Annotated in this window: 24 protein-coding genes; 4 read left to right on the forward strand and 20 right to left on the reverse strand. The window is 39.6% G+C overall.

Annotated features, from left to right (window positions below; translation table 11 throughout):
- Window positions 1–46: 46 nt before the first annotated feature.
- The 17 genes from ACYQ3A_RS09850 to ACYQ3A_RS09930 all read right to left on the reverse strand — a co-directional run bounded on the left by ACYQ3A_RS09850 (window position 47) and on the right by ACYQ3A_RS09930 (window position 16,725).
- Entirely contained in the window at window positions 47–790 is a 744-nt protein-coding gene (locus tag ACYQ3A_RS09850; RefSeq protein ID WP_459897116.1) for a YebC/PmpR family DNA-binding transcriptional regulator, read from the reverse strand.
- Window positions 791–846: 56 nt separating this feature from the next.
- Window positions 847–1,254, reverse strand: coding sequence for a nickel-responsive transcriptional regulator NikR (gene nikR, locus ACYQ3A_RS09855; RefSeq protein ID WP_459897117.1), 408 nt, complete (start codon window positions 1,252–1,254; stop codon window positions 847–849).
- Window positions 1,242–2,630, reverse strand: a complete 1,389-nt coding sequence (locus ACYQ3A_RS09860) for a TatD family hydrolase (protein WP_459897118.1) — start codon at window positions 2,628–2,630, stop codon at window positions 1,242–1,244. The genes nikR and ACYQ3A_RS09860 overlap by 13 nt, the downstream gene beginning before the upstream one ends.
- Before the next feature lies 1 nt (window position 2,631).
- Window positions 2,632–3,273 (reverse strand): SPOR domain-containing protein, encoded by a 642-nt coding sequence (locus ACYQ3A_RS09865; RefSeq protein ID WP_459897119.1) that lies wholly within the window; start codon window positions 3,271–3,273, stop codon window positions 2,632–2,634.
- The gene (argS, locus tag ACYQ3A_RS09870) at window positions 3,273–4,913 is read right to left on the reverse strand and encodes an arginine--tRNA ligase (protein ID WP_459897120.1); all 1,641 of its coding nucleotides are present in this window, start codon (window positions 4,911–4,913) and stop codon (window positions 3,273–3,275) included. The genes ACYQ3A_RS09865 and argS overlap by 1 nt, the downstream gene beginning before the upstream one ends.
- Complete coding sequence (locus ACYQ3A_RS09875; RefSeq protein ID WP_459897121.1) at window positions 4,910–5,686, reverse strand: fumarylacetoacetate hydrolase family protein; 777 nt, start codon at window positions 5,684–5,686, stop codon at window positions 4,910–4,912. Before ACYQ3A_RS09875 ends, argS begins: the two co-directional genes overlap by 4 nt.
- 27 nt (window positions 5,687–5,713) lie before the next feature.
- Window positions 5,714–6,544, reverse strand: a complete 831-nt coding sequence (locus ACYQ3A_RS09880) for a hypothetical protein (protein WP_459897122.1) — start codon at window positions 6,542–6,544, stop codon at window positions 5,714–5,716.
- 42 nt (window positions 6,545–6,586) lie between these two features.
- Window positions 6,587–7,009: a nucleoside-diphosphate kinase gene (ndk, locus tag ACYQ3A_RS09885; protein WP_459897124.1), complete on the reverse strand. Its 423-nt coding sequence runs from the start codon at window positions 7,007–7,009 to the stop codon at window positions 6,587–6,589.
- Window positions 7,010–7,081: 72 nt separating this feature from the next.
- Window positions 7,082–7,771, reverse strand: coding sequence for an endonuclease V (locus tag ACYQ3A_RS09890; protein WP_459897125.1), 690 nt, complete (start codon window positions 7,769–7,771; stop codon window positions 7,082–7,084).
- Window positions 7,768–8,832: an LptF/LptG family permease gene (locus ACYQ3A_RS09895; RefSeq protein ID WP_459897127.1), complete on the reverse strand. Its 1,065-nt coding sequence runs from the start codon at window positions 8,830–8,832 to the stop codon at window positions 7,768–7,770. The genes ACYQ3A_RS09890 and ACYQ3A_RS09895 overlap by 4 nt, the downstream gene beginning before the upstream one ends.
- On the reverse strand, window positions 8,826–9,911 hold the full coding sequence (locus ACYQ3A_RS09900; protein WP_459897128.1) for an LptF/LptG family permease: 1,086 nt from the start codon (window positions 9,909–9,911) through the stop codon (window positions 8,826–8,828). The genes ACYQ3A_RS09895 and ACYQ3A_RS09900 overlap by 7 nt, the downstream gene beginning before the upstream one ends.
- Entirely contained in the window at window positions 9,908–10,795 is an 888-nt protein-coding gene (gene secF, locus ACYQ3A_RS09905; protein WP_459897130.1) for a protein translocase subunit SecF, read from the reverse strand. Before secF ends, ACYQ3A_RS09900 begins: the two co-directional genes overlap by 4 nt.
- Window positions 10,796–10,805: 10 nt before the next feature.
- The gene (gene secD / locus ACYQ3A_RS09910) at window positions 10,806–12,476 is read right to left on the reverse strand and encodes a protein translocase subunit SecD (RefSeq protein WP_459897131.1); all 1,671 of its coding nucleotides are present in this window, start codon (window positions 12,474–12,476) and stop codon (window positions 10,806–10,808) included.
- A gap of 9 nt (window positions 12,477–12,485) precedes the next feature.
- Window positions 12,486–13,160 carry an HD domain-containing protein gene (locus ACYQ3A_RS09915; protein ID WP_459897132.1) on the reverse strand — a complete coding sequence of 225 codons (675 nt, stop codon included), beginning with the start codon at window positions 13,158–13,160 and terminating at the stop codon, window positions 12,486–12,488.
- A 1-nt stretch (window position 13,161) separates the two neighbouring features.
- Entirely contained in the window at window positions 13,162–13,857 is a 696-nt protein-coding gene (locus ACYQ3A_RS09920) for a biotin--[acetyl-CoA-carboxylase] ligase (protein ID WP_459897133.1), read from the reverse strand.
- 158 nt (window positions 13,858–14,015) lie between these two features.
- Window positions 14,016–15,452, reverse strand: coding sequence for a hypothetical protein (locus ACYQ3A_RS09925; protein WP_459897135.1), 1,437 nt, complete (start codon window positions 15,450–15,452; stop codon window positions 14,016–14,018).
- Window positions 15,453–15,462: 10 nt separating this feature from the next.
- On the reverse strand, window positions 15,463–16,725 hold the full coding sequence (locus ACYQ3A_RS09930) for a phenylacetate--CoA ligase family protein (protein WP_459897136.1): 1,263 nt from the start codon (window positions 16,723–16,725) through the stop codon (window positions 15,463–15,465).
- Window positions 16,726–16,807: 82 nt separating this feature from the next.
- Here ACYQ3A_RS09930 and ACYQ3A_RS09935 point away from each other — a divergent pair, with 82 nt between their 5' ends.
- From ACYQ3A_RS09935 to ACYQ3A_RS09945, 3 genes are read left to right on the forward strand one after another with little or no spacing between them, the layout of a single operon-like run.
- Window positions 16,808–18,109, forward strand: coding sequence for a phenylacetate--CoA ligase family protein (locus tag ACYQ3A_RS09935; RefSeq protein ID WP_459897138.1), 1,302 nt, complete (start codon window positions 16,808–16,810; stop codon window positions 18,107–18,109).
- Between the two features lie 9 nt (window positions 18,110–18,118).
- Window positions 18,119–18,562, forward strand: a complete 444-nt coding sequence (locus tag ACYQ3A_RS09940) for an acetolactate synthase (protein ID WP_459897139.1) — start codon at window positions 18,119–18,121, stop codon at window positions 18,560–18,562.
- 10 nt (window positions 18,563–18,572) lie between these two features.
- Window positions 18,573–20,159, forward strand: coding sequence for an L-lactate permease (locus ACYQ3A_RS09945; RefSeq protein WP_459897140.1), 1,587 nt, complete (start codon window positions 18,573–18,575; stop codon window positions 20,157–20,159).
- 58 nt (window positions 20,160–20,217) lie between these two features.
- Here the strand turns inward: ACYQ3A_RS09945 and ACYQ3A_RS09950 are convergent, their stop codons facing one another.
- From ACYQ3A_RS09950 to ACYQ3A_RS09960, 3 genes are all read right to left on the reverse strand, one after another.
- Window positions 20,218–22,020 (reverse strand): hypothetical protein, encoded by a 1,803-nt coding sequence (locus tag ACYQ3A_RS09950; RefSeq protein WP_459897142.1) that lies wholly within the window; start codon window positions 22,018–22,020, stop codon window positions 20,218–20,220.
- Window positions 22,021–22,334: 314 nt separating this feature from the next.
- Window positions 22,335–22,868: an indolepyruvate oxidoreductase subunit beta gene (locus ACYQ3A_RS09955; RefSeq protein ID WP_459897143.1), complete on the reverse strand. Its 534-nt coding sequence runs from the start codon at window positions 22,866–22,868 to the stop codon at window positions 22,335–22,337.
- Complete coding sequence (locus ACYQ3A_RS09960; RefSeq protein WP_459897144.1) at window positions 22,865–24,655, reverse strand: thiamine pyrophosphate-dependent enzyme; 1,791 nt, start codon at window positions 24,653–24,655, stop codon at window positions 22,865–22,867. The genes ACYQ3A_RS09955 and ACYQ3A_RS09960 overlap by 4 nt, the downstream gene beginning before the upstream one ends.
- 73 nt (window positions 24,656–24,728) lie before the next feature.
- Between ACYQ3A_RS09960 and prmC the strand changes: the two genes are divergently transcribed.
- On the forward strand, window positions 24,729–25,607 hold the full coding sequence (gene prmC, locus ACYQ3A_RS09965) for a peptide chain release factor N(5)-glutamine methyltransferase (RefSeq protein ID WP_459897145.1): 879 nt from the start codon (window positions 24,729–24,731) through the stop codon (window positions 25,605–25,607).
- Window position 25,608: the final 1 nt, after the last annotated feature.

Genomic DNA, 25,608 nt, shown 5'->3' on the forward strand with positions numbered 1-25,608 from the left:
GCAAAAAGCTCCTGCTAAAAAAGTAGTAAAAAAGCAGGAGAAGAATCTATGCATTATTCATAACCTCTTCAGGCATATCAAAGTTGGAGTAAACTTCCTGAACATCATCAAGGTCTTCAAGTACCTCAAGGAGCTTGAGAACTTTAAGAGCAGTTTCCCCTTCAACCCTTGTTGTATTTTGGGGAATGAGATCAAGTTTTGCTTCCTCTATTTCAATACCTGCATCAAGAACAGCTTTCCTCACATCTTCCAGATCCTGTGGCTGAGTATAAATAACAAACTGTCCGTCCTCTTTTACTACATCATCCGCTCCTGCTTCAATTGCAGCCATCATTACTGTATCTTCATCGTACTTTTCAGCTGGAACTGTTATCACACCTTTCCTCTCAAACATCCAGGAAACGCAACCGGAAGTACCGAGGTTTCCACCGTGCTTTGAAAAAGCATGTCTTACTTCAGAAGCTGTCCTATTTCTGTTATCTGTCAAACACTTTACGATGATAGCAACTCCACCTGGACCGTAACCTTCGTATGTAACCTCTTCGTAAGTCTCTCCTGCGATTTCACCAGTTCCTCTTTTTATTGCTCTCTCTATGTTTTCCTTTGGCATGTTGAACTTTTTAGCCTTCTCTATTGCAGCCCTGAGTCTTGGGTTAAATTCAGGATCCCCACCACCTTCTCTTGCTGCAACGGTAATCTCCCTTGCAAGCTTTGTATATATCTTTCCACGTTTTGCATCTTGAGCAGCCTTTCTATGTTTAATGTTCGCCCATTTAGAGTGTCCAGCCATCAGAAACCTCCTTCATTTGATTTCCGCCGTCCAATATAGCCTGTAAATGAAAGAGTTCAAGGTTCTATTCCAGTAACAACCAACTTCCCGTGCTTCACACCTTTCAGAGTAATTATTTTGTCTGCTAACTCTCTAACTACACTTGCTTTTCCTTTCACTGCAATTGTTTCAAGGCAATGGTGGTGGTCAACGTGGATGTGCATTGTGGAAATTATGTTCTCCAAGTATCCGTGTTGTATATCTGTTATCTTTTCAGCAAGTTCTTTTTGATGATGATCATAAACTATGGTTATAGTACCGAAAACGTCCCTGTCTTCTCCTATGGATTCCTCTATAAGAGCATTCCTGATCAAATCCCTTACAGCTTCTGAACGGCTAACGTACCCTTTCTTTTCGATGTACTGGTCAAATCTTTCAAGTAGTTTCTCATCTATTGAAACTGCAAAACGAGCTACTCTTCCCATCTCTTAAACCTCTTAAAATTTCGGATTTTGAATTCAACACCAAGCTCTTTTGCAAACTTTTCAAAAGATTTTTCATCAAAACCTGGATAGTTAACAGCAGAAACAACTACCCTGAAACCCTTTTCCTTCGCATCTTTTATGAACTTCAAAAGAGATTCCCAGCTTCCTCTTCCAAACTCCGGTTTAACTATACGGTAGTACTCCTCTGGATCTGAAGCGTTAACACTAACGTTAAAGGCATCAATAAGACCTTTCAGCTCATCAAGAATGTCATCTCTTCCAGTTATAAGGTATCCAAGACCGCACGTATCAACTCTTACAGACCTTGCCCCCATTTTCTTGAGCCATTCTGTTACCTTCTTTAAAGTCTCAAACCTTTCAAAAGGTTCTCCATAGCCACAGAAAACAACTTCATCGTAGATTCCGGGATTCTTAATCCTATACATGTACTCTTCTGGAATCGGTTCTCTCTTCAGATTCATGTTGTAGCCGAGAATGAAATCTTCACTCCCTCTAAAACAAAACTTACAGTCACAGGGACATTTTGAGGTAAGGTTGATGTATAGCTTATTCCCGACTGTATAGACCAGACGCTCTTTTCTTTCTTCCTCTATAAGAGGCAAACCAAACAACCTCTTTGCATTCACAGTGGTAATTCTATCAACGTCTGTAAAGTTGAGTCCTAACTCTTTTGCAATTGTCATTGCGACGTAGGCAACGTAAGTTGGTTTGTTTCGCTTTCCTCTAACTGGTTGGGGAGCAAGGTAAGGAGAGTCTGTTTCTATCAATAGCCTTGAACTTGGAACGTACTTTAACGTTTCTCTCAGCTCGCTGTTCTTGGGATAGGTAACAATTCCTGCGTAGGAGATATAAAGCCCTTCATCCAGAGCAGCTTCAAGGAGCCCCCTCTCTCCACTGAAGCAATGAACAACTCCTCTAACTCCTTTAAATTTACTCCTTATAAAATCTGCCATCTCCTTTGCTGCATTTCTTGAATGGATAACAACCGGAAGATTTAGCTCTCTTGCAGCTTCAACCTGCATCTCAAAGATTTCGTACTGCTTCTCCTCTGGAGAGAAGTTCCTGTAAAAATCAAGTCCCATTTCTCCAAGAGCAACAACTTTTGGCGAACTTTTAGCAAGTTCTATTATTTTTTCATAATCTTTCTCAGAGTAGTCCTTTGCCTCATGGGGATGAATTCCAACTGTAGCGTAAATTTTCTTGCTTGATTTAGCTACTTCTATAGCTTTCCTACTATCCTCCAAATCACCACCAACGGTAATAACAGCATCAAGCTTATCTTCACATTCTTTTATTACTTCTTCTCTGTCGCCATCAAACTGAGGAAAGTGAAGATGGGCATGGGTATCTATCAACCTACTTCCTCCTCTTCAAAATAGAGTCATATCCGAATTTTCTTAGTAACTTTTTAGCCACCAGTGCTTCATTTTTGTGTTCAAAGTATCCAACAATAACAACAGTATATTTATCAGCAAACAGGGTTTTTGTTTTAAATCCCTTTTCTTCTAACTGAGATGCCAGCTTGATGGCGTTAGCTCTATTTCTGAAAACACCAAGCTGGAGATAATAATCTCCTTCTTTGATAAATGCAGTTTCTTTTCTTTCAACTTGCTTAGCAAAAACCTCTTCTTTTCTTTGTTCCTGGATTTTATCAGTAACTTTCTTTTCTGTAGCTTTTTCGCCAGTTTGAATTTTCTGTTCTAAGGAAGTTTTTTCTTCCTGAACAGCTTCCTTCCGTGTACCATCATCAGTAACATTCTCGCTTCTTTCTTCTACTGTTTTATCCACCACATAAACTTTGTTTTCAACCCTCGGCTGAGATACAGGGCTTAGAGTTGCAATTGTCTTCAGAAGTTTTTGCTTCTCAATATTGAACTTCTGTTTAGCTTCTTCAAAACCTGCCTCTTTTCCCACAAAGTACCCGACTATGTAGGAAAAGCCAAATATAACGATAGCTGCAGCCATTAAAATGTACTGAAGCCTCCTATCCCCTTCCATCACATCCTCCTCGGAGCTACTACGTTAAGAATGTCAAGACCAAGATTGATTGTTTTTCTAACGGCCTCAATCAGAGCAAGCCTTGCCATAGAAAGTTCTTTGTTCTCTTCATCAATCACTCTATGTTTGTTGTAAAACCTGTGAAGTTTTGATGCAAGATCGATGAGGTAATAGGTAAGCCTATGAGGTTCTCTTCTCTCTGCTACCAGTTCAAGCTCATACTTCAAGCTGTAACATCCAGCTATCAGCTCCCTCTCCTCTTCAGAGGATAAGAGCTCAAGGTTTTCTTCAGATGGGAAAAATCCACGCTCCTTTGCCTTATCAAGAATACTGCAGAGCCTCGCATGAGCGTACTGAACGTAATAGACGGGGTTTTCGTTCTTTGTGGAAAGGGCAAGGTCTATGTCAAAGTCAAGGGGCGTATCATGTCTTTTGAGGAGGAAGAAAAACCTTACAGCATCAACCCCAACTTCATCCATAAGCCACCTAAGGGTTATAAAATTTCCTGCCCTCTTTGACATTTTAACTTCTTCACCATTCTTAAAGAGTTTCACAAGCTGGATGAGAACTACCTCAAGCCAGTCCGGATATTTTCCAAGCGCCTGAATTGCCGCTTTTACCCTTGGAATGTAACCGTGGTGATCTGCCCCCCAGACGTCAATTGCTCTATCGTAGCCTCTTTCTATCTTGTTGTAGTGGTAGGCAATGTCTGATGCAAAGTAGGTATACTCTCCGTTTGAACGCCTTACAACCCTGTCCTTATCGTCTCCAAACAGTGTGGTTTTGAGCCAGAGAGCTCCATCTTTTTCGTAAATGAGCCCTTTCTCTTCAAGAAGCTTTAATACTCTTTCAACTTTTCCTTTTTCGTAAAGGCTCTTCTCACTGAACCAGCTGTCAAACTCAACCCTCAGATCCTTCAGGTCTTTCTGGATTTCCTTTAGAAGTTCCTCTTTTCCAAATTGTGCTGCTATCTCTACAGCTTCTTCTTCGGGTATAGAGAGAATATCTGGCTTTAACTCCAAAAGTTTCTTAGCAACTTCAACAATGTACTCTCCCCTGTAGCCATCTTCCGGGAATGGATATTCTTCACCCGAAAGTTCCTTCATTCGAGCATATATAGAAACTCCAAGGAGCTTTATCTGCCTTCCTGCATCGTTTATGTAGAACTCCCTCTCAGGTTTATAACCAGTAAGCTTCATCACCCGATAGAGAACATCACCAACAACAGCTCCCCTTCCATGACCAACGTGAAGAGGACCCGTAGGATTTGCTGAAACATATTCAAGAAGAACTCTTTCACCTTTTCCAGCATCAGATAGGTAGAAATCCTCATGGAGAACTTTCTTCAAAATTTCCACGTAGAAGTTTTGACTGAAGAAAAAGTTTATAAACCCGCCACCTGCAACCTCTACTTTTTCAAACTCCTCCATTAACTTAAATTTTTCAAGAAGCTCATTTGCAATGGAAAATGGCTTCTGCCTCAGCTCTTTCGCAAGGAGAAAAGCAACGTTTGTAGCAAAATCTCCATACTCTTTTTTCTTTGGTTTTTCAAAACTGGCTCTTTCAACAACTCCAATCAGCTCCTCACCGTAAATCTCTCTTATCGCAGACTCTACCTTTTCTTTCACAAGCTCCTTCATTTTCTCTCCCTGACAGCGTAATTGATGAGAGTTCCTATTCCTTCAATTTCAACCTCAACTCTATCTCCATCATCCAATGGCCCTATTCCAGGAGGAGTTCCCGTAACGATAACATCTCCAGGCAAGAGGGTCATAATTTGGGAGATAAATGAAACGAGCTCAAAAGGTGAAAAGATCATATCTGAAGTCTTACCTTCCTGTCTTACCTCTCCGTTGACCCTCGTTGTTATCTTCAAATCTAAAGGATCCACGGACGTTGATATCCAAGGACCATAAGGTGCAAATGTATCAAAGGATTTTGCTCTCGTGTATTGACCATCCTTCTGCTGAAAATCTCTCGCAGTAACATCATTAAAGCACGAATATCCCAGGATGTAATCTGGCGCTTCCTCAGGAGTAACTTTCCTGCACTTTCTTCCGATTACAACTGCCAATTCTCCTTCGTAATCGACACGTTCAGACATTTCTGGAAGGAATATTCTCATCTTGTTTGCAATAACAGCAGTTGAAGGTTTCATAAAGAGAAGAGGCTCTTCTGGCAGAGGTTTACCCATCTCCTCGGCGTGGGCTTTGTAATTTAATCCCACAGCGACAATCTTTGATGGTCTTGTCGGAGAAAGAAATTTTACATCTGAAAATGAAAGAACTTCCTCTGTTAGAGTTATAGACTCCATAAGGTCTGTAACTCTTTTTTCCTTTAAAGGAATAATTTCTTTTCCCTGAATAATCCCAAAAATTGTTCTCTCTCCTACTTTAAACCTTCCGATTTTCAAAGAACGCCCTCCCTATGAAATGTTGTCCTAAACATTCACGATTCCAAACATCTTTCCAGAAACCTGAACTCTATCTCCGTCAGTAACATCAGGACAAACAGGAGTCAATATGTTTAGCTCCATCTCCTCCACTAAAATATTGATCGAAAAAAGCTCCCGCTCTTCCACTTCCACTTTATCAAAGGAAGTTACTATTCCAATAGCAAAATACTGGTTCAGATTGGAAAAAATGCAGGTATCAAAAATTTCTTCCGGTCTTAACTTCAATTCTTCTACAAGCCTTCTTGTCTCCCTTTCACCGAGCTCCCTTTCAAGTTTTTCCATCGCTTTTTCATTACCTTTAACAGCAAGCTTTAGAATTTCCCTGTGCTCATCAGCAACTTGGTCAAAGTAAACAAGAGGTCTTAACTTTTTAACCTCTCTTGCATAAAGACTCAAATTCACACTGTGTTCTGAAGAAAGTCTTTCAGGAAGTTCGCATAGATTACACAGTTCAAAGAAAAAGCTATTTCCTGTAGAAATCTCTACAGCCTCAACAAGAAGTGTAAACTCCTCTAAGGATTGAATCTTGAAGTTAAAATCTTCAAAGGTATAAACCACTCCATTCTTATACGCTATGCAACATTCAAGAGGTTTATCATCTCTTTTTGAGAAGAAAGACCTTGACTCCTTTGTGAGAAGGTAGAAGTAAACACCAAAATTTTCATCAACCTCAAACTTTTTACAGAGTAACTTTTCCTGAGAATCGAGAAGATCCTCAAAGACAAAGTGGGTAATCTCTACTTCCTGACCTCTTTCTTCGGCTAAGGAACAAAAATCCTCTTTGCTCAGCCCCAGAATACTGAAACTGTCGTCCATCCAATCTCCCCATAAGATTTAAACGGGGGATTGTCTCCCCCTTTATTCATGAATCTCAAGAGCATTGAAGAAGAAAGGAATTTCATAAGCTGCAGATTCAGGTGAATCAGAAGCGTGAACAGCGTTTCTCCCTACATCTGTACCATACTTCTTCCTGATCGTTCCTTCAGCTGCCTTTGCAGGATCTGTAGCTCCAATTATCTCCCTTACCCTTGCGATGGCATCTTCTCCTTCAAACACCATAGGTACACACGGTCCTGAAGACATAAAGTCTGTTAATTCATCATAGAAAGGTCTATCCTTGTGAACGATATAGAACTTTTTAGCCTGCTCCTTTGAAAGATGAACCATCTTTATTGCAAGGAGTTTCAGGTCGTTTTCCTGAAGTATCCTGATAATATCACCGACTGCATTTTTCTTAACCGCATCAGGCTTCACAATCACGAGAGTTCTCTCTACTGCCATTCTTCTCCTCCTATTCCAAAATATTTAACGAGAATTATAACCAACGTTTTCAAGCAATACATGTTTTTTCTATTAAGATCTGGGATTTCTTATACGACCTAACAGCTCCTTTCTTACCTTCTGGAGGTAGTTGTGAGCTAACCTTGTAGGTTCTGGAATTCTGTACTTCCCTTCAAGGCTCCTCATAAAGGAGAGTGTATCTTCTATAGTTACAAGGTTGCCGGGTGAAATGTAAACAGGCTTAACATTATCCTTAGTTCTCAAAACGTATCCCAAAACCTCTTCTGTCTTTGGATCAAGAATTGGCTCATAACATCCTTTTTGCTCACACGGTTCTTTAAAAACTCCGTAGAGGGGTTTCTTTGCGCAGCCAATGGTAGGAACTTTCTCAACTATTCCAAAGTGAGCCGCTATTCCGAGTCTTCTGGGATGGGCAATTCCATGACCATCAACAATAACAAGGTCAGGTTTGTTTTTGAGTTTTCTAAAAGTTTTGGAGAGCAGTGAAATCTCTCTGAAAGCCAAAAAACCCGGAACATAAGATACTTTAATCTCTAAAATCTCATGGGTATATTCAACAACTTCAAGGGAAGGATAAGAAAGAACAACAAATGCTCCTATTCCTGTGGTTGGGGTTTTGTAAGGATTTAAAAAAGTGAGATCGCAACCAGCAACAAGTCTTACTTTTCTTAAAGGCTCGAAAGTAAGCTTCTTTCTCAATATTTCCTGAGCCTTTCTTGCTTTTCTGAAATCAAATTTCAAGTCTCCATCCTCGAAAGCAGTATAAGTCCAACCGAGAGAAACATAAACTCCGGAGCAAAGGCAGCATAAAGAGGTGGAAGTAGCCCACTCTTTCCAAGGCTTGTAAAGAAAGAGATGGTTATCCACATGAGAACTATAAGAGCAGCAGCAATTACAAGAGTATAGCCTTTTCTATTTCTTGGATTAAAAACTCCTAAGGGGATTCCTATTACAGCAACTACAAGAGGAAGAAATGAGATGGCAAACTTTGAGTATAGATCTACAAGATAACTTCGAACGTCGTATCCAACCTTTTCAAGCTGTCTAATAACTCTGTAGAGGGAAATAGAGCTCATTATCTCTGGCTCAATACGGGTAAGGACAAGATCCCTTTTTCCAATTCCAAGATCAATTTCCTTTTCAGGGTAACTTTTAACTTTTAAGTTGAGTAAATCCCTCTCAAAACAGTCCTTCAACTTCCAGATACCATCTTTGATGTTAACTCCATAAAAAGCATCAATTCTCTTGACGGGAGAAAACTCCTTTCCAAGGAAAAAAATCGAGATTCTCTTAGCCTCAAAAGTTTTGGGATCAATTTGCTCCATAAACACAAAAAGATCACTATCCCTTTTAAACCAGACAGAGTTTCCCGAAATGTGGAGATTTTTTTTCTTCTTAACCTTGTACTGAATCTCCTTTGCTAAGGGAATTGACTGGGGAATGACCAGCTCACTTATCAAACAAGAGACCATTGAAGAGAGAAGGGCGAAAAAGAGTATAGGAAGTGAAAACCTGTAAAGGCTAATTCCAAGGGATTTGACTACTGTCAGTTCACTGGAAGAAGAAAAATTCGCAAGGGTCACCATAGTAGCAATGAGGGTCGCAACTGGAATAACTCTAACCATGTAAAGGGGAATTCGGTAGATAACGTAAAGAAGACCATCTGTAATTCCCGATTTCAGGAAAGAGTCTATATTACTAACAAAGTCTATAACGATGAAGAGAACGATAAACGTAGATAGAGAAAGGAAGAAATATTTTGCTATCTCAAAAAAAACGTATCTATCAAGTATTTTTACCATCTTCCACCAACTCTCAACTCCATTTTCTCTTTTATTGCCTGAACGTAGAGGAATAATCCAGGAATGAGGAAAAACAGATCTGGTACTAAAGGAAGTAAAACAATTCCTGTTTTAAAAGCAATTTTCTTCGTAAGTGTGTAGAGTATGTAGTAGATGACAATTATTAGTAGGCTGATAAGGACTCCAAGTCCTATTGAACCTCTTGGGATGATAACTGCAATAGAAAAAGCTAAAATTCCAACAACTAAAGGTGCAAGGGAGAGTCCTGCTCTTTTGAAGAGATCTACCTTTGCCTCAATGTTGTCAGAAGAAAGTAGTTTTGGAAGAGTTTTATATTTTGTTGCCTCAAATCTTTCCTTTTCCGTAAATCTGTAGAGTTTGACTGTATAGTTCTTAAAGTCCAAGATTTTAAACTCTTCTGGTTTTTTCCAGTTGAGAAACTCTCCACTTCCATCCTGAATATCGAGAAAAACAGTATCTTTTTCAGTTCTCAAAATTCCTTTTTTTGCAAAGATTGTTATGAGCTCATCCTTTTTTACAAGAGAAACCATAAAGTTCTCAAGATACCCTTTTTCTGGATAGATCTTTTCCACGTAAAATGTAACTCCCGGAAAATTGGAACTGAAATTCTTTGGTGATATGCTCATTGTAATCTTCTTTCTTACAAGTTCCTCAATCTCCTTCTTCATTGCAACATTACTCTTTGGCATCAGGAACATAAGGGAGTAAAAAGAGAAAAGAGAAAAAACAACTCCTAAGAAAATGACAGGTTTTGATAGCTCTTTTGTACTAACTCCACAGGATTTTAACGCAACAAGCTCATTATTGTTTCCAAGCTGAATAAAAACAATCAAAACGGAAAGGATAAAGGACATGGGAATTGTTATTCCAAGAAAGGCTGGAATTCCCTTGACAAGAACGGAAAGAAAATCCAGAATAGAGACTCCCTGACCAAGGACAGTTTCTGCAATTGAGGATGCCCTGTCCATCAAAATAACAAAAATGAAGAGCCCTAAGGTAAGAAAGAAAACCCTGAGAATCTCAAGCAAGAGATAACGGTGAACTATCTTTATCTTCATTTCACCTTTTTAACGTGCTTATACCAGTCAACAACAACAGCACTTGCTATGAAAATTGAAGAGTAGGTTCCGACGATAATTCCAACTAAAAGAACAAATGCAAAGTCGTTTATTACCCCTCCACCAAAAAGATAGAGACAAAGAACGACGAAGAAGGTTGTCATTGAAGTAATCACCGTTCTGGAGAGGGTTTGGTTAATGCTCTCGTTTACTATTTCCTCAAAAGGTTTGCTTCGAAGAAGAACTTTCATGTTTTCCCTTATCCTATCATAAACAACGATTGTATCGTTTATGGAGTAACCAATAACTGTCAGGAGAGCTGCTATAACAGGAAGGCTAAACTCCCTGCCAACAGCCATGAAGATTCCAGTTGTTGCAAGGGTGTCATGAACAAGGGCTAAGATGGCTCCAAAGGCAAATATCGGTTCAAATCTCCAGGCAACGTATATGAGAATTCCAATCAATGCGTAAATAAGAGCCATTATTCCCTTTTCTCTCAGTTCCTTTCCAACAGTAGGACCAATCATCTCAACTCTTCTTATCTCTGCTTTCCCGTTAAAAGTTTTCTTTACAACTTCTGTAACAGTATCCACAATCTCATTAGGATCCCCTTTTACAGGAGCTTTTATAAGAAACTCATCAGCAGTCTCTATGTTCTGAACTGTTACTCCATCAACTTTTCCCTTAAACAATTGCCTTAAAGTCTCTGTATTGACGTTCTTATCTTCTATCTTAACCTGAACAAGAACTCCACCGGTAAAGTCAATTCCAAACTTTGGTCCTTTTACAAAAACTCCGTAGAACCAGGAACCTGCTATAAGAAGAAGAAAAGATACAAGGTAGGCGATATGTCTCTTACCTATAAAATCAAACTTCCTTTCCATCAACGGCTCCTTAAATGCTGAATATTCTTGGTTTGTACTTAACGATTATGTCAAGGAGAACTTTTGTGACAAAAACTGCAGTAAACATGCTTGAGAGGATACCGAGAGACAGGGTTACAGCAAATCCTTTAATAGGTCCTGTTCCAAATTGGAAGAGGACGGCAGCAGCAATAAGAGTTGTTACGTTGGCGTCAATGATCGTTCCCCACGCCCTTGAAAATCCAGCTTCTACTGCAGAATAAAGGTTTCTTCCTTTTTTAAGTTCTTCCCTTATCCTCTCAAAGATGATGACGTTGGCATCAACTGCCATACCGATTGTGAGGATGAAACCTGCTATTCCAGGAAGGGTAAGTGTTGCTCCAAGGAGTGCAAGTGCTGCCCAGAGAACAGCAACGTTCATTAAAAGGGCAAGGTCTGCAATCACACCAGAAAGCTTGTAATAAACAACCATGAAAACCATAACAAGGATAAGACCTGCAATTCCTGCCTTTACACCCTTCTCAATGGACTCTTTACCAAGAGATGGTCCAACAGTTGTCTCTTCAATTATCTTAACGGGAGCAGGAAGAGCTCCAGCTCTGAGAACAATTGACAGATCCTTGGCTTCCTGATAGGTAAACTGACCTGTAATTTGTCCCCTTCCTCCAATCGTAGATCTTATTACCGGAGCAGACTGAACTTTGTTATCAAGAACAATAGCAAGTCTTGTTCCTATGTGTTTTGATGTGTACTCTTTGAAAATTCTTGCTCCTTCAGAGTTTAACTCAAAACTTACAGCCGGCATTCCGTACTCATCCATACTTGGATAGGCATCTTTAAGGTAAGCACCAGTAAGAATTGGCTCTTTCTTCAAGATGAAAAATTGATAGCCCACAACCTTTCCGCTCTTGTTTTTTATCTCCTGAATCAGAATCTGTTGATCCTCTGGAACAGATCCACCAAACTTCTTAACAAGATCTTCAAAGGAGGCAACTTTCAGCTCTTCTTTTTCGCCATTCTTTACAACGTAGAACTTTGGACCAGATGGTGATGGTTCAACAGAAACTGTCTCTCTGGGAGGAATTGTTCCTCCAAGTTTTGTTATGAGTTCATCTGGAGTCTGAGCTGTGTCAACAACTTCTTTAAATTCGAGCTTTGCAACTTTTCCAATTACTTTCTTTGCCCTTTCAGGATCTTTAATACCAGGGAGCTCCACAATTATCCTGTCTTTTCCGTTTCTAACTATTACAGGCTCTGCAACTCCAAGTTCATCTATCCTGTTTCTTATTGTCTCAAGTGCCTGCTCTGCAAGTTTATCTATCTCTTTTGATACATAAGAAGGTTTTAAATCAAGAACTACTTTGCCATCTTCTGCTTTTATGTCAAACATATCTCCGTAGTCTTCTTTAATTAATTCCAGAGCTTTTGAAAGATTATCCTTTTCCAGCAGAACTATCTCTATTTTCTTCCCATCTCTTTTTGCATTTAATATTGGTATATCTTCATTTTGAAGTCTGTTTTTTATCTCCCTTAAAGCGGCAGAAACTTCATCTTCCATTGCCTTTTCTACATCTATCTGAAGAACAAGGTGAGTTCCCCCCTGAAGGTCAAGTCCAAGCGTTACAGGCTTTGTGAGGATAACATAGAGTGAACCTAAAAGAACCAGTAAAACAATAGCTATTCGAAGTTTTAAACTTTTCATCCTCCTCTCCTAAAGGTCTGTATCGTTTATCCTCAGTCTGAACTTAAATCCCAGTCTCTCTGTAGCCCTACGGCACATCTCCATTCTGGGCTGAAAGATACTAAAGTAGTCAAGTAAATCCGAAATCTCTGTATCTACTTCCAAAACAAGGCGTATTATACGATTTTCTTTTTCAACTTCTAAATCAGCATCAAGAACCGCGTAGTTAACTCGATCGTGAATATCCCGAAAAATATTCCTTTCATCCCTTACCCGGCTTCTGTGGACGTGAGATTTATCGGCAATCACAAGAGCAGATGCAACTTCTGTTGCCGGAATGCCGGTTTCTTCTTCATGGTTTCCTATTGCATAGGTAATTTCTGTCAGGTCATCGTCAAAAAATCCCTTTTCCTTGAGAAGGCTATAGGCAATGATAGCACCGTTTTGAGCATGGTCGTGACGGGATATGACGTGGCCAATATCGTGAAGAAGTCCAGCTATCCCTGCTAACTCAGCTTTTCTCCGATCACCAACGGTTTCAAGGAGAACAAACCTTGCCTTTTCAGCAACCCAGCCAGCGTGCTTGATTCCATGATCTGTATAACCCATTTCTTTTAGAAAATAGTCAGATCTGCTAATGTAGTAGAGGATTTTCTTATCCTTCATCAAATCCCTGTAAGTTGGAAACTCTATAGTTCCTTCCATTCTAAAACCTCACACTTACATCGGCCGAAAACAGCCTTTTTATTTTTCCATCCATCTCAGATTCGACAACAAGACAACCGTCCATATCTATACCAAGAGCTCTTCCTGTATAACGTCTGTTTCCTTCGATAACAGTAACTCTTTTGCCAATTAAAGGACAGCTCTTTTCAAATTCTTTTACGTCAAACATTCCTTTTGATAGTTTATTGTAGTACCTATTTACTTCAAAAATAAGTTTTTCAAGAAGTTTCTCTCTGTCAAAAGAAATCCCTTCAACCAGCAGAGAAGTTGCAGGAACCTCAAGAGATAAAAGTTCTTCTTCAGAGTAGCCCAGGTTTATCCCTATTCCAGCAATCAGGCGGTCTGACAGGAGCTCTGGAAGAATTCCAGAAACTTTTCTTCCATTTACATAAATATCGTTAGGCCACTTCAGATAAAACCTGTTATCTAAAGCTTTTAAGGTATTAAGAACTGCAACACCAAAGGCAAGGCTTGAAAGGGAAGCTATTCTTGGATTTATCGGAGAAAACATAAAAGAGACATAAAGTCCCTTCCCTTCCTCAGAAATCCATTTCTTTCCTCTTCTCCCCTTTCCGCCTGTTTGCTTCTTAGCAACCACACAGAGTCCGTGGCAAAAATCAACACGTTTAAGATATTCGTTTGTTGAATCTACTTCCTCGAGAAAAATTAATTTCATAAACCGCCCCGAGAAGACAAAGTAATTAAGTAACGAGTGACAGGTAACAAGTGGCAAAGAAAAATAAAGCAAATTTATGACAGAATATCAATAATAAAAATCCCCCCTGCTCCTCTAGAAAGGGAGGAATTTTACAGGGGGGATTCAGGATGATCAAATTAGAAGAAGTAGAGAATGCTTCCCTGGAAGCGGTTGACTGTGCCGTCACCGTAACTAGTACCTATATAATCCGTATCTGGGTACTCTGTTTCGACTCTCAAATATTCGCCCATTAAACCAATTGAAGGGGTTAGTTTATAAAAGACATTTGTATAGTACATTGTGTTTTTAAGTCTTGCCATTACCGTATAATTTCCATTGTATTTGAGGTCATCATTATCGGGATCATCAATACCAGCACCTATTCTCCAGATGAGCTTAGGTGATACTTTTGTAGTTAGTTCTATCCAACCACCCTGGGCATCTATTTCTTTTGCATCTATAGGATAACCGTACTTAGCTGTATCAAACTTGGTGTCAAACTTATTCCCTGCATATACAAACAGAACGCCTTGTCCTACACCACCTGTATACCATTTATCAAGGTTTCTACCTTTCCAAAGTTTTCCAGAAAGCTCAAATCTTCCATAACCAAATCTGTACTCAAAACCGTAAGAGTAGGAATCAAGATTTTTGTTACCTCCGTCGGCTAAATCAACCTGCTCCTTTCCAACATGGCCAATTACTCCAAGGTGAAGTTTTAGACCGCTGAGATTTGTATCGTAAACAATTCTACCTTGAAGATCTGGAAGGCCAGAATCTGAACCTGTATCAAACCATGGAGTATCCGTTTCTCCAAATTCTTTATCAAGAGCTGTCTGAATAGTTAATTTCCCAGATTCTGTTTCGAACCACTTAGTCAACCTAATCTGAGGAACACGATAACCAATATTACCCATCAAAGCACCAGATGGGAAGTTTGAAAGGTGTGGATAGAGCTGGGTAAGAAGCATCCACTCCTGTCCTGCAAGGAGTGACCAGCTGTCACCTTTCAGCTCAACAAACGCTCTTCTAACCCTTACTACCTGCTTGTTTGGGTCGTTGTTTTCCCAGTCGTTCGTGTCAGTTCTGTAGAGGTCAAATTCAAACTTACCCAGAATATCGTAGCCATTTTCTCTTGTCTTAATATCAAAACCAAACCTGCTGTGTTTAAAGTTTAAGTTAAAGTCATTATCGTTGCTGTTTTTCAAGAAAGGTAATTTATCTGCTAATCCTCCTTTAACATGTTCCGGATATACAAAGAGTATGTAATCGTTTCCTACGGCCTTAGAGTCAGAATAGGCCGCATCAATCTTGAAGTAGCCGTAGAAATCTACACTTTTTCCAGACTTACTTTTAAAAGATGGAGCTCCGGCAGTTTTAAGAAAAGTTGCTCTACCTTTGATGGATCGGATTTCCTCTCTTAGTTTCCTGTTCTCTTCCTTGACTTGCTGGAGTTCACTCCTCATCTGTTCAATCATTTCCCTTAGCTGCTGAACTTCATAGTCGCTTGCAGCTAAGGAAGGCAGACTTGATGAAAGAACAAAGACGGTTCCAAGCAGCAGTGCTCTTCTCATAGCCCTCCTCCTAAGTGAACTTTTTAACTCTTACAGCCTTCCCTTCGTTTCTGGGTATTTCTCCTTTTCTTTTAAGGGTAACTTCAATATGAAGTCCTAAGAGACTGTAAATCTCCTCTTCTATTCTCTCTTTTAGATACTGATCCTGTCTATCTGCTTCAATAACAACTTCAACCACATCTTTCCCTTCAACTTTACCAATTATTATTTGATAGTTAGGGAGAACTTCCGGGTACTTCATTATCACTTCTTCTATCTGCCTCGGGTAGAAGCAGACACCTTTGACTTTCAGCATATCATCAGTTCTTCCTTTTATTCTTGCAAGCCTCAAATGTGTTCTTCCGCAATCGCATCTTTCTCTTGAAATAACCTTTGTTATATCCCTTGTTCTATACCTAATGAGTGGCAATCCTTCACGGGTTAGAGTCGTAATAACCAGCTCTCCCTCTTCACCATCTGGCAGAACTTCCCCTGTTTCAGGGTCCACTATCTCAACAATGTAGTGGTCTTCCCAGACGTGAATACCGTTATGGGCTTTACAGTCTATTCCGAGTCCAACTCCCCCAGTCTCTGTCATTCCTATAATATCAAAGCTCTCAATCCCCATCTCCCTTTCAATGTATCGGCGCATCTCCTCGCTCCAGACCTCTGCACCGAAAATACCAATTCTCAAACTGGTCTCTTTAAAGTCAAAACCTTCTTCCTTTGCAACTTCAATAAGCCTTAGAGGATAGGAGGCTATTCCAACAATGGCAGTGGTTTTAAAATCTTTCAAAAATTTCAACTGAAGAAGTGTTCTTCCGGGACCTATTGGAACAACAAAACAACCGATCTTCTCTGCTCCATAGTGAAAACCGAATCCGCCGTTAAAAAGTCCAAAAGATGGAGTAATCTGAAGAACATCTTTATAGGTAAGACCAGCAGCAGAGAGACATCTTGCCATTATTTCTCCCCACTGCTCAACATCAGCAGGAGTATATGGGTTAACTACAGGAGTTCCTGTAGTTCCAGAGGACATGTGAAACCTTACAAACTCACACTGCTCTCCACAGGCAAGACCAAAAGGATAGTTCTGTCTTAAATCTTCCTTCGTCAGAAAAGGGAGTTTCTTGAGGTCTTCGAGGCTTTTTATATCTTCAGGCTCAGGACTCCCTATCTTTTCCCAGTACTTTTTGTTTTTCTCTTTTATCCTTCTTACGGTTTTCTTGAGCCTATCAAGCTGGATCTTTTCAATCAACTCCCTGTCCAGCGTTTCAAGTCTTCTCTGAAACATATCTCCCCTCACAACTCCTTCAATAAATTTCGAATTATTGTATAAAATATTCCTACTTCTTTAAAAATTGAGGAGGTAGGGAATGACCTTAAAAAAGAAGGATTACATCCCAAAAGAGGAACTCCGAGCACTTCAGCTAAAAAGACTTAAAGAAACTGTAGAAAGGGTTTATCATTTGGTTCCTTTCTACAGAAGGAAATTTGAAGAAGCCGGTGTAAAACCCTCAGATATTAAGAGTCTTGATGATCTGAAACGGCTCCCCTTTACAACAAAACAAGATTTAAGGGATCACTATCCATTCGGTCTTTTCGCAGTTCCTCTTGAACAGGTTGTCAGAATCCACTCCTCATCCGGAACAACAGGAAAACCAACTGTTGTCGGTTATACAGAACACGATTTGAAGGTATGGACAGAGGTAATGGTCAGAACATTTCTCATGGCAGATGTAAACGAAAAAGATGTCGTTCACAACGCTTATGGTTATGGACTCTTTACAGGAGGACTTGGATTTCACTACGGTGCAGAGGCTTTGGGAGCTTCAGTTGTTCCTGCAAGTGGAGGATTTACAAAGAGACAGTTGATGCTAATGAAAGATTTTGGAGCAACAATTCTCTGCTGTACACCGTCGTTTGCACTCCATCTTTCAGAAGTAGCTAAGGAAGAAGGATATGACATCCAGAAGGACTTTAAGCTTAGGGCAGGATTTTTCGGTGCAGAACCTGCATCTCCAGGACTCAAAAAGGCAGTAGCGGAAAGCTGGGGCATTCAATACGTTGAAGCTTATGGACTTTCAGAGATAATTGGTCCCGGAGTTGCTGCAACATGCGAACATGGTTCTCTTCATGTATTTGAGGATCACTTCATTCCAGAAATCATAGACCCGGAAACTGGAGAAGTTCTTCCTGATGGAGAGGAAGGAGAACTTGTGATTACAACACTTACCAAACAGGCTCTTCCAATGATTCGCTACAGAACAAAGGACATTACAGTCATTCATAGAGAACCCTGTAAGTGCGGAAGAACCTTAGTCTGGATAGAGGGCATAAAGGGAAGGGCAGACGATATGCTAATTGTTAACGGCGTAAACGTCTTCCCATCTCAAGTTGAGCATGTGATAACAAAAGTTGAAGGTGTAACACCAAACTATGTAATTGTTGTTGACAAGAAAGGAGTTCTGGACAAACTCGAAGTCTGGGTTGAAGTTGATGAAAGGATGCTGACAGATGGAGTTGGAACTCTTGAAAACCTTAAGAAGAAGTTAGAGGTAGAACTCCTCAACAACCTATTCATAAATGCAAAAGTAAAGCTTGTTGAGCCGAAGACCCTTGAAAGAAGCATGGGCAAAGCAAAGAGAATAATTGACAGAAGAGAACTAAACCTGTAGGGGGATAAAATGAAAACAAAGTATGCTGTTAAGCAGATCTCGGTTTTCCTTGAAAACCGGCGGGGGAGGCTTGTTGACGTTACAAAAGCACTTCTTGAGGCTGACATAAACATAAGAGCTCTTTTTCTTGCAGACTCTTCAGAATTTGGAATTCTGAGACTTGTAGTTGATAACCCAGAAAAAGCAAAAGCTATACTTGTCTCAGAAGGATTTGCTGCAAACGAAACAGAGGTTTTTGCTGTTGAGGTTGAGGATAAACCTGGAGGATTCTACAGGGTTGTTAAGGTACTTGCAGACAACGGAATAGACGTTGAATACACCTATGCCTATGCAGGAACTTCAAATAAGGCAATTCTCTTCTTTAAGGTGAAAAACGAAGAATTTGACAGAGCAATAGAAGTACTGATGGAAAACGGTCAAAACCTTGTAGAGGCTGTAAAATTCTACGAATAGGGAGGATGGGATGGATTTCCTGATGGCAATCACTCCAATTCTGATCGTTCTTGCGGGTATGCTCTTCTTCTCCCGTTCGGGTGTCTTTATGTCCGTTGTCGGTTGGATAACAGCAGCTTTAGTTGCCTTTCTCTACTTCAAAACACCAATGGCAGTTGTCATTGGTGCAAGCATTTACGGAATAGTTAAGGCTTTTGCAATTACATTTGCTGTTGCATTTACAATGCTCATGATATTCATAATGAAGGAGGCGGGAGCTCTCGATGAAATAGTAAAAACAATTCTATCCATAACAAAGGATAAGATTCAGCAAACTCTGTTTATTGGAATGGGATTCGGTTCTCTTGCAACCTCCTTGGGAGTTGTAACTCCAGCACTCTTTCCTCCTGTCTTTGTTGCTCTTGGGTTTACACCCCTTGCGGCTGTTGCAATTTCAATCCTTTGTTACGACCCTCTGACCTCTTTTGCGCTCCTCTCTATTCCAATTACACTTCCTGCCCACGTTGCATGGGGACCTTTTGGGATTAGACCGCCAGGAATTGAAAACGTTGAACACTTCATCTGGTCATTTACTCGACACATTACAATCTTCCTGCCAATTGTCTCCGTTGGATTTGCATTCATGATGCTCTACTTTGTTGGAAAGTGGGAAGCATTAAAGAAACACTGGGCTGGAGCTACAGTTGCAGGACTTGTTCTATCATTGACCGCACTCTTCTTGGCCTTTATCGGAATTCTTCCTGTTGAGGTCATAGGAATTATTTCTGGTTTCCTCACAATGGTGGTTTCATATTTCCTTTACAGGAAGAACGGTGAAGGAAAGATAAAAATTGACACTGCATTCATGAAAGCCATTTCTCCATGGCTTCTTCTCTTTATTTTTTCCCTTGTAACAAACTATCCACCTGTGAAAAAATTCTTAGCCAATCTCCTTGGATCTATCGAGGTTATTCACATTGTTGGCGGTAAGAAAATAGACCTAAACATCCTTTCACACGTCTATTTCTGGATTTTAGTTGCTGTTATTATTTCTCTGCCAATCCTAAAACCTTCTGGCGAACAACTCTCAAGAGCTTTTAATGTATGGATAAAGAGGGTTTGGGGACCGTTTATCGCGTACTCTCTCTTCTTTGCAGTTGCCTTCATAATGGCATGGTCTGGAATGGAGATTGTCAACGGCAAACTCATGCCAGGTGCAAACTTTAAGGCTATGAACATGGATTTAATCATTGGTAGGACAATTGCTGATCTCTTTGGAAGTTTCTACCCAATAGTTGCTCCATTCTTAGGACTTTTAGGAGCCTTCGTCGGTGGAAGTGAAACAGCATCAAACGTTCTATTTGCAAAAATCCAGTACGGTGCAGTCGTGTCAACGATTGGAGCTCATGCATTTATGGCTGTCTATGGAGCTCACGCAGTAGCCGGAGGAATAGCAAGTGCAATCACTCCTTCAAAGATCACAAATGCAGCAGCTCTTGTTGGACTTAAAGGAAAAGATGAAAGTCAACTTCTGAAAACCCTCATCTGGCCAGTTTTTGCACTTACGCTGTTTGTGGGAATTATGCTACAGATAATCGTTACAATGTCTTTGAAGTGAATAGTAACGGATAACAAGTGACGAGAAACACAGGGTGGGCTCTAAGCCCACCTTTTTTTTATCTTCTAACCTGCCTTCTGATTGCAACGATCATCTGGTATGTAAGGAAAGTAACTACTATGGAGTAGATAGTATGCAAGAACTTTTCGCTTGGCACTTGACTGCTTTTGAAAAAGTTGAAGATGTTTAATGTTTGTGCAAACCCCTCTAAGAACACCTTGAGAGAAAGTTGCCAACTCTCTGGATTGAAAGAAAAACAAGGTAAAGACTCCTTGAAAACTATAAAACCTGATAAAGCAAAAATTACACTTATTCCCCATAAACAAACATACAAGAGCCAAGTTAAAAATACTGAAAATTGCTCCTTAAAAGCAGAAAAATTTTTCCATTCTTCAAATATCATTAACAAAAGTGATAAAAACAAAGCAATGAGAATATATGACTTTAGGAAGTAAAGAAACTCAGCACAAAAGAAACTAGAATCAAGCTGAACTCCCATTTCTCCAACAGTTAACAGAATTAATAAAACCAGAGGTTTTAACCAGCTCTGACCAAAATCAGAGGCGAACTTATGAATTAAAAAAACAAGCTTCTTCTGTAAAGGTAATAATCTCCTCCGCAAAACTTTCTCATAAGCTTTCATTTCAAGGGAATAAAACTCATTAGCGCTTATATAGTCCTTCTGATTATCCAGTGCCAGCTTCAACTGCCTATAAACATCTCTTGCTTTTTCAGGTGATTTTTCAAACAGCTCACGAGATATTCTTTTCTCAGAAATTTCTCCCCAGTCAATATTTATAAACTCCACATCTGTTAAGGAGCTATTTTCTATTTCCATTTCTCCATGAGAGAAATCACAATCTACAAATTTTAGTCCGTCCAAAATAGAATTTTTTATTTCTAAACTTACCACTGAATTTTCCTTTTCTTTAAACCTAAGATTAGAAATATAAAATTTACTATGTTCCAAAATTTTAAAATCATGGAAAATAAGAGAGGAAATACTATTAACAGGTGATAACACAAACAAACCTCTTTCAAAAGAAATATCAGAAAATTTCGCTTCTTCCTTTAAAAGAGTCTTAACCAAAAGAGCCCCATCCACAAAAGTTACCCTTTCAAAGGTAACACTAGAATGGAACTTTGCTTCTGAAAAATCAACTCTTTTGGAAAAGCTAATAGATTTAAACTCTACATCTTTTAAAAACTCTACTTCCCTAAAGCTAACTTCAACACCAAAATTTATATCTTCAAAAAAGAGCCTACCTACGAATTTAGACCCTGAGAAATCAACTAATCCTTGAGAATGTTCATAAATAACTTTTATGTTCCACTTAAAATCTGGAAAAATAAAATTTCTGAAATTGAAACTAGAATAGTCATTATATAAACTTATACTACTTCTAATACCACTTCTAATAATATAATCATCTACTTTTTTTTGAAACTCATTCAACAAGACTCCATTCCACTTTATCTCTAAATCCCTACTAAAAACTTTCCCTTCCTTCAGAGCTCTCTCCCTCCTCTCCTTCCACTCCCTATACTCCTTTACGTTCTCAATCCATATTTCATTTTCTTTCTCACAGTGGAAAATGCAAACTTTCTTAATTTTTTCTAAATTATCCGTTTCTTCTTTGAAGATTTTCTGGAAACTATCTCTTAGAAAACTTTCTCTTCGTTTCAACTCAACAAAACGCTTTTCAGCTTCTTTTTTCTTCTCTTCATATTCGTTATATTTCCAAATAGGAACAAATATAACAGCTGGCTCTATTACATTTCGTCCTATTTCTTTGCAAGTATCACACTTTACAAACGGTCTTCCTTCTTTCCCATCTAAATAAACTACCCTCCACCCCATCTCAAAATCCTGATAACTCTCAATATGTAATTAATACTAAAACCGAAATAGAATTTCACATTTCCAGTATGCTAAGTAACAGGTGACGGGTAACAAGTAACGGGTTATACTCGTTACTCGTCTCTTGTCACTTGTCTCTCGCCACTTACCAGGAAACCCCTCTAACTCCCCTTACAAAGAAGAAAACATAAAAGTATTGCACCACAATAACTATCCGTCATTCTGAGCGACAGCGAAGAATCTCAATTAAACTCTTTTGAGACTCTTCGCCTACTACCGCAAGCTCAGAGTGACATCCAATTTCTCTATGGAAATTAAAGACTTGAAGCTGCAGCATATCCTTTGTTTAAAGCTTCAATGTTTACATCTGCAAACCTTGGATTCAATTCAACAATTGCTTTCTCAACTTCTTCCTTTGAAAAAGGAAAATTCTCAATCACCTTCAAAGCATAGCCAAGAATAAAAACGTTCAGGGATTTTGGATTTACTTCCCCCTTTACAGCTAACTCTGAAGCCTTAACAGTAAAAACGTTAAATCCATTAATTTCTGGGAAATCATCCTCAATATTTGTAACAATGTATCCTTCTGGTTTCAGATAGTGAAGAAATCTTAGAGTTTCGGTTGGATATAGACCTAAAAGCAGATCTGCTTGACCCTTTCCAACCAGAGGAGCTTTAAAGTCCCCAATTTTCAAGTATGAGATAACTGTTCCACCTTTTTGAGCCATACCGTGAGTTTCTGTTCCTATAAAATTGATACCTTTATTTAGAGCACACTGGGCAAGGAGTTTTACTAAGAAAATTGTTCCCTGCCCGCCAACTCCTGTCAGAACTATCTGATATCTCATCTCTCATCCTCCACAAAGGCATCAAATGGACAAAGATCCGAAAGGCAAACACCACAGCCTACACAGAAGTAAGGATTTACATCCACCTTCCCTTCATCGTTCCACTCAAAGGCAGGACAACCGAAATCATTTATACAGTGTCCACATCCTGTACACTTATCCTGATCAACTTTTGCAAACTTTCCAGGCAGTTTTACTTTTTCTTTGTCAAAAGTGCAGAACTCATTAACAATGGCAACAACAGGTCCGTTAGCTTTTTCATATGTCTCTTTTACTTTCTTGAAAAATTCAACTGTGGTTTTAATGGTTCCATCGTAATCGAGAATCAAAGGTTTTACTCCACATCCTTCAACAATCTTCGGAATGCTGACATTTCCTATTCTCTCCGGAGTTGGCTGAAGACCAGTCATGGCAACGGTACTATTGTCCATAATTACCAGAACGAACTTGTGCCTGTTAGCGACAGCATCAATGAGGGGTGGAATACCTGCATGGAGAAACGTAGAGTCTCCAATCGTTGCAACTATCGGCTTTTCAGTATCAGATTTTGAGAAGCCACAGGAGAGTCCAACAGAAGCTCCCATACAGAGAACCGTATCAACAGCTTTCTGATTCAAACCGAGAGTGTAACAACCGATATCTGATGGATAAATTGCCTTATTTCCAAAAACTTTTTTCATTCCGTAAAAGACTGTTCTATGTGGACAGCCGGGACACAGAGCAGGCACTCTTGGAGGAACTTCCCCTTCATATTCTTTTCCAACGTAGATGTTTCTACTTATGTGTCCCCTCTTTAAAAGAGCATCAGCAACTCTATCATGTGTAACTTCATCTATCTGGAAGACATCTTCAGTAAGTTTACCTCTAACGTTTCCAAGGTGTTTTATCTGCTCCTCTATAAGAGGATAGGTCTCCTCAAAGACTATAACCTCTTCGTAAGAGGAGATTAAATCACTTAGCTTTTCTGAAGGAAGAGGAGTTGGCATGTCAATCTTTAAAACATCTGCTTTTAATCCTGTATCCTCAAGGACTTCAAGAACATAGGAGTAACTCGTTCCAGAAGCAATAATAAGAAGCTTTCCTCCTCTAAGCTTTTCAACTTGGGGTTTCAAGAACTCATCGTAGTTGAACTGTGCAATTCTCTGAAGCTTTTCCAGAAGCTCATACCCCTGCTTTAATCTCGGATTTCTCGGAACTGCCGTCCACCTTTCAATATTTCTTTCAAACTTTCCTTCTCTTCCCTTAAACTCAAAGTCAGGAATATCAACTATCTGCCTTCCATGACATACCCTAAGAACGGGTCTGAGAATAACAGGAATTTCAAACTTTTCAGAGAGGTTAACGCCAATAACCGCCAACCTGAAAGCATCTTCCGGGCTTGAAGGATCAAGTGCAGGAATCCTTGCAAACTTTGCGAAGTACCTCGAGTCCTGTTCTGTCTGAGAGCTGTAAAATCCTGGATCGTCTGCAGAGATTATGAGGAAACCACCCTTATTTCCTATGTAAGCACTGCTCATTAAGGCATCTGAAGCCACGTTGAGACCAACCATTTTCATTCCACAGGCTGCCCTTTTACCGGTTATCGCAGCAGCATAAGCTGTTTCAAAGGCAACCTTTTCGTTAGTTGACCATTCAGCATAGGCTGGAAGATTCATTTGCTTGACAAGTTTCTGATAGGTCTCTAAAATTTCCGAACTTGGAGTTCCAGGATAAGCTGCCATAACATCAACCTTAGCGTAAAGCAACCCCCATGCTATAGCTTCATTTCCTAAAAGAGTCCTTTTCATCTCTACCTCTTTGTTGATGATATTCTTTCATAGTTGAATAATGAATCTTTATTCTATCACGAAGTCTGTTTAATTGTTCTATCCTGTGTGTATAATTCCTGACATGAAATGGACTGTTGGAAAACTAATTAGAAGAGCAGCAGAAATTCTCAGAGAGAGAGGAATAAAGTCAGCAAGGCTCGATGCTGAGCTACTCCTTGTCCATTCTCTTGGATTTAAAGACAGAGTTAAGCTTTATACAGAGTTTGAAAGACCTCTAACAGAAGAAGAGGTAGAAAACTACAGACAACTGATAAAGAGAAGGGCAAAAGGAGAACCAGTCGCCTACATCACAGGTGAGAAAGAGTTTTTTGGTTTCACATTTAAAGTCCAGAGAGGTGTTTTAATTCCAAGGCCTGAGACGGAGCTCCTCGTCGAAGTGGTCTATGATTTCCTTAAAGACAAAGGAGACAAAACTGTAGTCGATGTTGGAACTGGAACCGGTTGCATAATTCTCACATTGTGCAAACTTCTTGGTAATAAGCATAAATACATCGGAACTGACATCTCATCTATTGCTCTTAAAGTTGCTGAGGAAAATAGAGAAAGACTAAGATGTAACAGTGTAAAATTTGTCAAAACAAGTCTGCTAAAAGGTCTCGATTTCCCGATTGATGTAGTTGTTTCAAATCCTCCTTACGTCCCTGTGGGAGATGAGAGACTGGAAAAGGAAGTTTTGAAATTTGAACCGGCAGTTGCACTGTTTGGTGGAGAAAACGGACTTGAAGTGGTCAAGGAACTGATAAAAGAGGCAGGAGAAAAACTCAAAGTGGGTGGTTTTTTTGCCGTTGAAATTGGAGAAGGACAGTCAGAAGAGGTTAAAAAGCTTCTGGAAGAAACAGGTTTTGCAGACATCAAAGTTTACAAAGATCTGGCAGGTATAGAGAGAGTCGTTACTGCTAAAAGAGGATAAG

Source organism: Desulfurobacterium crinifex (assembly GCF_054656775.1).

Excerpts from the sequence above, each read along its gene's own strand:
- ACYQ3A_RS09900 (WP_459897128.1), bottom strand. The coding sequence starts at position 9,911 with ATGAAGATAAAGATAGTTCACCGTTATCTCTTGCTTGAGATTCTCAGG.
- ACYQ3A_RS09850 (WP_459897116.1), bottom strand. The coding sequence starts at position 790 with ATGGCTGGACACTCTAAATGGGCGAACATTAAACATAGAAAGGCTGCT.
- ACYQ3A_RS09925 (WP_459897135.1), bottom strand. The coding sequence starts at position 15,452 with ATGAGAAGAGCACTGCTGCTTGGAACCGTCTTTGTTCTTTCATCAAGT.
- ACYQ3A_RS09920 (WP_459897133.1), bottom strand. The coding sequence starts at position 13,857 with ATGAAATTAATTTTTCTCGAGGAAGTAGATTCAACAAACGAATATCTT.
- ACYQ3A_RS09930 (WP_459897136.1), bottom strand. The coding sequence starts at position 16,725 with ATGTTTCAGAGAAGACTTGAAACGCTGGACAGGGAGTTGATTGAAAAG.
- ACYQ3A_RS09915 (WP_459897132.1), bottom strand. The coding sequence starts at position 13,160 with ATGGAAGGAACTATAGAGTTTCCAACTTACAGGGATTTGATGAAGGAT.
- ACYQ3A_RS09940 (WP_459897139.1), top strand. The coding sequence starts at position 18,119 with ATGAAAACAAAGTATGCTGTTAAGCAGATCTCGGTTTTCCTTGAAAAC.
- ACYQ3A_RS09945 (WP_459897140.1), top strand. The coding sequence starts at position 18,573 with ATGGATTTCCTGATGGCAATCACTCCAATTCTGATCGTTCTTGCGGGT.
- ndk (WP_459897124.1), bottom strand. The coding sequence starts at position 7,009 with ATGGCAGTAGAGAGAACTCTCGTGATTGTGAAGCCTGATGCGGTTAAG.
- ACYQ3A_RS09865 (WP_459897119.1), bottom strand. The coding sequence starts at position 3,273 with ATGGAAGGGGATAGGAGGCTTCAGTACATTTTAATGGCTGCAGCTATC.
- secD (WP_459897131.1), bottom strand. The coding sequence starts at position 12,476 with ATGAAAAGTTTAAAACTTCGAATAGCTATTGTTTTACTGGTTCTTTTA.
- ACYQ3A_RS09950 (WP_459897142.1), bottom strand. The coding sequence starts at position 22,020 with ATGGGGTGGAGGGTAGTTTATTTAGATGGGAAAGAAGGAAGACCGTTT.
- ACYQ3A_RS09955 (WP_459897143.1), bottom strand. The coding sequence starts at position 22,868 with ATGAGATATCAGATAGTTCTGACAGGAGTTGGCGGGCAGGGAACAATT.
- nikR (WP_459897117.1), bottom strand. The coding sequence starts at position 1,254 with ATGGGAAGAGTAGCTCGTTTTGCAGTTTCAATAGATGAGAAACTACTT.
- secF (WP_459897130.1), bottom strand. The coding sequence starts at position 10,795 with ATGGAAAGGAAGTTTGATTTTATAGGTAAGAGACATATCGCCTACCTT.
- ACYQ3A_RS09880 (WP_459897122.1), bottom strand. The coding sequence starts at position 6,544 with ATGGACGACAGTTTCAGTATTCTGGGGCTGAGCAAAGAGGATTTTTGT.
- ACYQ3A_RS09960 (WP_459897144.1), bottom strand. The coding sequence starts at position 24,655 with ATGAAAAGGACTCTTTTAGGAAATGAAGCTATAGCATGGGGGTTGCTT.
- ACYQ3A_RS09935 (WP_459897138.1), top strand. The coding sequence starts at position 16,808 with ATGACCTTAAAAAAGAAGGATTACATCCCAAAAGAGGAACTCCGAGCA.
- ACYQ3A_RS09895 (WP_459897127.1), bottom strand. The coding sequence starts at position 8,832 with ATGGTAAAAATACTTGATAGATACGTTTTTTTTGAGATAGCAAAATAT.
- argS (WP_459897120.1), bottom strand. The coding sequence starts at position 4,913 with ATGAAGGAGCTTGTGAAAGAAAAGGTAGAGTCTGCGATAAGAGAGATT.